Here is a 3,410-nt window from a genome sequence, read left to right as displayed (position 1 = left end):
ACGGGTGGCGCGCGCATCGCTTGTCCCCAACGTGGCCGACCGGCCCGAGGCGGTCATCGGCCAAGTAGACGCTGTCATTGTTGCAACCGATATTGGTCATGAACACGTTGACCGTTGCAGGCCCTTCGTCGAGGCCGGCCTGCCCGTGTTCGTCGACAAACCGCTGGCCGACAATGCGGACGACCTCAACGTGTTCCGGCGCTGGCATGCGCGGGGCTGTCCGCTCATGTCGAGCAGTTGCATGGCGTATGCCAAGGAATTCCTGCCTTGGCGCGAAGCCACACATGATTTGGGCGAGTTGCGCTACGCCACGACTACTACGATGAAATCATGGGAACGCTACGGCATCCATGCGCTGTCGGCCATTTACCCGATCACCGGTCCGGGATTCCTCGAAGCGCGCCACAGCGGCGAACCGGGCCGCACTATCGCGTATTTCCGTCATGAACGCGGGGTTGAGGTGGTGGTCGCGGCCATTGACGACATGTATGGCGGGTTTGGCAAGCTGCTCCTCTGCGGCACGCGCGGATCGGCCTTCGCCGCGTTCAGCGACACCTATTTCGCTTTCCGGTCGCAACTGCTCGCGTTCGCGCAATTCCTGCGCACGGGCGTGTGCCCCGTGCCGTTCGCGGAGACCGAGGAACTTATGCGCATGCTCATCGCAACGCTGGTCAGCCGCGAACGCGGCGGCGCGCCCGTCCGTCTCGCGGATATATAGCAACGATAGATATTGAAAGGGAGACTCTGCGATATGGGCGTTCTGGACACGTTTGCGCTGCGCGGCAAGGTGGCTCTCGTTACCGGTGGCGCAGGACTCTACGGGCGGCAGATTGTCCGCGCGCTCGCGGAAGCCGGCGCCGAGACCTACGCCGCCTCGCGCAATCTGGACAACCTGAACCAACTTCGCGCCGAATTGAACAACGCGCAACTGGACGTTACGCCGCTGCAGTTCGACCAGGGCCACGAGGCGTCCGCGCTGGCGCTGCGAGACAACGTGCTGGGGAAGAGCGGCCGCATCGACGTATTGGTCAATAATGCCGTGCTCCGCCCGATGAAACAGGGTTACCAGGACGGCGCCGAAACCTTCGATGAGAGCATGCGCGTCAACGCGACGGGGCTCTTCGCCGTCACGCGCGCGTTCGGCGACGCGATGTCATCGCGCGGTTCGGGTTCCATCATCAATATCGGTTCAATCCAGGGCATGGTCGGCCCGGATCCCACCATCTATGAGGGCACCGCCATGAGCGGATGGTATCCCGATTACTTCTTTCACAAGGGCGGCATGATCAACTTCACGCGGTTCGTCGCGAGCTATTACGGGGCGCACGGCGTGCGCTGCAACTGCATTTGCCCCGGCGGCTACGAGACGCCCAACCATCCACCCGCCTTCGTGCGCAACTACAGCGCACGCACCTTTCTCGGCCGTATGGCGAACGATACGGACCTGATGGGCGCCGTGGTGTTTCTGGCGGGCGATGCCTCCGCCTATGTAACGGGTGCGACCCTTCCAGTGGATGGTGGCTACACGGCCAAGTAACTTCGCAGGAGAACACCGCGCATGCAGGGATGGACCGTTTCCGACACGATAATCATGGCCGCCTATATTCTGGGCATTGTAGCCTTTGGCAGCCTCTTCGCCAGGTCGCAGAAGAATATAGGCGACTTCTTCCTTGCCGGACGCTCGTTCAAGTGGCTTCCCATCGCGCTTTCCATCATTGCGGCCGACCTCAGCGCCATCAGTTACATGGGCGCGCCCGCGATGGTCTTTCAACACGACTTGCGCTATTCCCTCACCATTTTCATCCTGCCCTTTGTTGCGGTGTTCGCCGCCATTCTCATCGTGCGAATCTTCTACCGTCTCAGCGTCTTTACCGTCAACGAATATCTGGAACACCGCTACGGCGTGGCCGTGCGCACGCTTGCGGCAGTGCTTTTCCTGCTCACGCGCGGAGGCTGGCTTGCCACGGTCATCTACACGCCCGCGCTGGCGCTGTCCGTTGTGACGGGGATGAATCTCTGGGTGTGCGTCCTCGCGTTTGGCGCGCTCACGACGGTCTATGCCTGCCTTGGCGGCATCGAAGGCGTCATCTGGTGCGATGTCATCCACTTTTTCGTGCTGGTCGGCGGCATCGGGCTCGCGCTTGTGTTCATGCTCCGCGATTTCGGGTGGGACGTCATCACTGTGTGGCATATTGCCTCGGAACAGGGCCACACGACCATGTTCAGCCTGGATATGAGCTTGAACGCCGAGTTCTCGCTCTGGGGCATCATCGGCATGAGCATCGTCGTGAATATGGGCTCATACGGCGTCGACCAGGTCGTCGTGCAACGCTATCTGACCGCCAAGTCCCTCAGGGAGGTCGTCAAGAGCGCCGTCGGGCAATCGCTGCTGGTCGTGCCTGTCATCTATTCGCTGTATCTGGTCGGCGTCGGCCTCGTGGCCTATTATCACCAGCACCCGGAGATGATGCAGAGCCTCCTGAGCCTGAACCCGGACAACGTGAAAGAAGCGCAGGACCGTGTGTTTCCCCATTTCATCACCTACGGGCTGCCGGCGGGTATCTCCGGACTCGTCATCGCGGGCATTATGGCCGCGACGATGTCGAGCGTTGATTCGGGGGTCAATTCGCTTTCCACCGTCGCGGTGATGGACATATACAGGCGCTTCTTTCACCATGCGCGCAAGGATGAGCGCCATTACCTGCGCGCCGCGCGGCTGGGAACATTGGTCGTGGGCACGGCTGCAACCGTTGCGGCGTTGTATGTCGGGCAACTCGGCTCGATCCTCGAGATCATCGGCAAGATCAGCGGTTTCCTCGTTGGACCGACCGTGGCCATGTTCCTTCTCGGCGTGCTCAGCAGACGCTCCAACACGCCCGGCGTCCTCCTGGGCACCTTCGCCGGACTAGGCGTGCTGGCCGGGGTCGCACGATATACGAGCGTCTTTTGGTTGTGGTACGGACCCATCGGCCTGACCGCAAGTCTCGCCACGGGTTATCTGTTCAGCCTGCCGTTTCCCCCCGCCACGGACCAGCAACTTCTGAAGACTGTTGCCGCTGACGGCAAGATGTCCGTCACGTAAACACGAGATGACGCCCTGTCCGGGAACTGTCCTCGCAAGCCAGCGTCCATTCCAGGACGCGTCTTTCCCTTGAAAGCGGCATGAGATACTCCGCGTGCCCTTTCAGCGCTTCGATTGCGTGTTCCAGCTCCCGGGCATACATGTCCTCGAAGCCGTATCCCTCGAGCGGAACATCCTCCCATTGAGGACCGCTCAGAAACCCCGGGCCGGCGTACCGGGCCACGCGCAGCGACTGCCAGGTCCATTCAATGACGCCCCGTTCGCACATGACCTTCCGGTATTCGCCCCAAGGCCGTTGAAACACATCCTGGTGCAGCAGGAGCGATAC

At 61.5% G+C, this 3,410-nt stretch carries 4 protein-coding genes; 3 read left to right on the top strand and 1 reads right to left on the bottom strand.

Translation table 11 applies throughout. The annotated features are described in order from the left end of the window. From KA184_23700 to KA184_23690, 3 genes are all read left to right on the top strand, one after another. Window positions 1-718 (top strand): Gfo/Idh/MocA family oxidoreductase (locus tag KA184_23700; protein ID MBP8132596.1); only part of this gene is annotated, 718 nt, incomplete at its 5' end. A gap of 33 nt (window positions 719-751) precedes the next feature. Then, a complete protein-coding gene (locus KA184_23695) occupies window positions 752-1,537 on the top strand; it encodes an SDR family oxidoreductase (GenBank protein ID MBP8132595.1) in 786 nt (261 codons plus the stop codon). A gap of 21 nt (window positions 1,538-1,558) precedes the next feature. Then, window positions 1,559-3,082: a sodium/solute symporter gene (locus KA184_23690; protein ID MBP8132594.1), complete on the top strand. Its 1,524-nt coding sequence runs from the start codon at window positions 1,559-1,561 to the stop codon at window positions 3,080-3,082. Here the strand turns inward: KA184_23690 and KA184_23685 are convergent. Further along, window positions 3,075-3,410, bottom strand: a 336-nt coding sequence (locus KA184_23685; protein ID MBP8132593.1) for a hypothetical protein, incomplete at its 5' end; no start/stop codon positions are given. The genes KA184_23690 and KA184_23685 overlap by 8 nt on opposite strands.

The sequence above is a fragment of the Candidatus Hydrogenedentota bacterium genome, from assembly GCA_018005585.1.
Taxonomy (GTDB): Bacteria; Hydrogenedentota; Hydrogenedentia; order Hydrogenedentales; family JAGMZX01; genus JAGMZX01.
This window is presented reverse-complemented; position numbering and strand designations above follow the sequence as displayed.